This window comes from Actinoplanes subtropicus (assembly GCF_000721705.1).
GTDB lineage: Bacteria > Actinomycetota > Actinomycetes > Mycobacteriales > Micromonosporaceae > Actinoplanes > Actinoplanes subtropicus.
This window is the reverse complement of sequence record NZ_JOJL01000115.1, coordinates 1-1,810: the sequence shown is the minus strand read 5'-3', so window position 1 is coordinate 1,810 and position 1,810 is coordinate 1. Positions and strand designations below refer to the sequence as shown.

The following is a 1,810-nucleotide window of genomic DNA, read 5'->3' as shown; positions in this document are numbered from 1 at the left end:
CTTATCGGGTCGTCTCGCAGTGGACCGGCGGGTTCCAGGGCGAGGTCACCGTCGCCAACGGCTCCTCGGCGGGCTCCACGGGCTGGAACGCGACGTTCACGTTTGCCAATGGCCAGACCGTCACCCAGGCCTGGAACGCCACCGTCACCCAGTCCGGCGCCACGATGACCGCCCGCAACGTCGACTGGAGCGGACGGCTTGCCGCCGGCGGCACCGCGACGTTCGGGTTGCTCGCCTCGTCGGCCATCACCAACGCGGCCCCGGCCGTGACCTGCACCGTGAACTGAAAGGAAGACGCCGATGTACCGGTCGACCATCGCGGGGGCCGCGGCCGTCACCGTCGCCGCGGGACTCGTATTGACGAACGCCCTCGCCGCGCACGCCGCCGCAGGCTGCCGGGTCACCTACACGGTGACCAGCCAGTGGCAGGGCGGCTTCGGCGCCAGCGTCGATGTCACCAACCTCGGCGACCCTCTCACCGGCTGGCGGCTGACGTGGTCGTTCACCGCTGGGCAGACGATCAGCCAACTGTGGAACGGCACAGCGACCCAGTCCGGGGCGCAGGTCACGGTGGTCAACGCCGGGTGGAACGGGGGCATCGGTACCGGCGGCAGCGTCGACGTGGGCCTCAACGGGTCGTGGACCGGCGGCAACCCGGCGCCGACCGACTTCGCCCTCAATGGGGTCGCCTGCACCGGCAGCACGACGCCCACCACCGCGCCCACCTCCAGCGCCCCGGCGACCGGCGTCCTCGACCAGGTGAGCACGCCGAGCCGAGTTCGGGTGGCCGGCTCCGGAGCCCAGTACACCTGGCCCGGCACGTACTTCGAGGGGCGGTTCCGCGGTACCGGCGTCGGGCTGGTCCTCAACGACTCCAACAACGACTACGTCGTCCAGGTCGACGGGTCCACAGTGGCCACGCTTGTGACGCCCGGTCAGACCACCTATTGGATCCGCAACCTGGCCAACGGCGACCACACCGTACGGCTCGCGAAGCGTACGGAAAGCCCGTGGGCCGTGGGTGAGTTCGACGGTCTCGTCGCCGACGCCGGTGGCACGATCCTCGCGAAGCCGATCGCCCACACCCGGCAGATGGAGTTCATCGGCGACTCGTGGACCGCCGGCTACGGCGACATGTCCACGACCCGCGACTGCAACAGCAACGGCGGCGTCACCCGCAACACCAACGCCGACGTCTCCTTCGGCGCGCTCACCGCCAAGGCGCTGAACGCCGACTACCAGATCGACGCGTGGTCCGGCCTCGGCATGGTACGCAACTACAACGGCCAGAACCCGAGCTACGACTTCCGCACCTACTACGACTCCGACCTGCAGGCCCTCTACAACAGCCAGGCATGGCAGGTGCCGAGCACGTGGCGGCCGCAGGTCATCGTGATCGGCCTCGGCATCAACGACTTCTCCACCGCCCTTAACGCCGGCGAGCGGTGGACCACCATCGACCAGCTGGCCGCCGCCTACCGTACGGCCTACCTGGGATTCATCGACAAACTGCGGACCCGGTACGGCGCGAGCGCGTTCATCGTGCTCACCTACCCCGACCTGTCCTACCAGACCACCGCGTTCGCCGACTCGGTCCAGCAGATCGTGCAGACCCGCAACGCCGCGGGGGACGCCCGCGTCTCCGCGCTGTACTACGACAACGCCGCCCTCGGGCTCGACCTGCTCGGCTGCGACTGGCACCCATCGCAACACGACCACCAGATCCTCGCGACGGCGATCACCCAGCACCTCGCCACGCTGCCACTCACCTGGTGAGGGCAACTCGTCGGCACGGAGAGCTATACCAGTG

At 69.1% G+C, this 1,810-nt stretch carries 2 protein-coding genes; both read left to right on the top strand.

Annotated elements, in window-relative coordinates:
- Positions 1–287: cellulose binding domain-containing protein (locus IH26_RS0152355; RefSeq protein WP_030443788.1), on the top strand; the 287-nt coding region annotated here is incomplete at its 5' end.
- A gap of 13 nt (positions 288–300) precedes the next feature.
- Positions 301–1,776 (top strand): cellulose binding domain-containing protein, encoded by a 1,476-nt coding sequence (locus IH26_RS0152350; RefSeq protein ID WP_084599889.1) that lies wholly within the window; start codon positions 301–303, stop codon positions 1,774–1,776.
- Positions 1,777–1,810 lie beyond the last annotated feature (34 nt).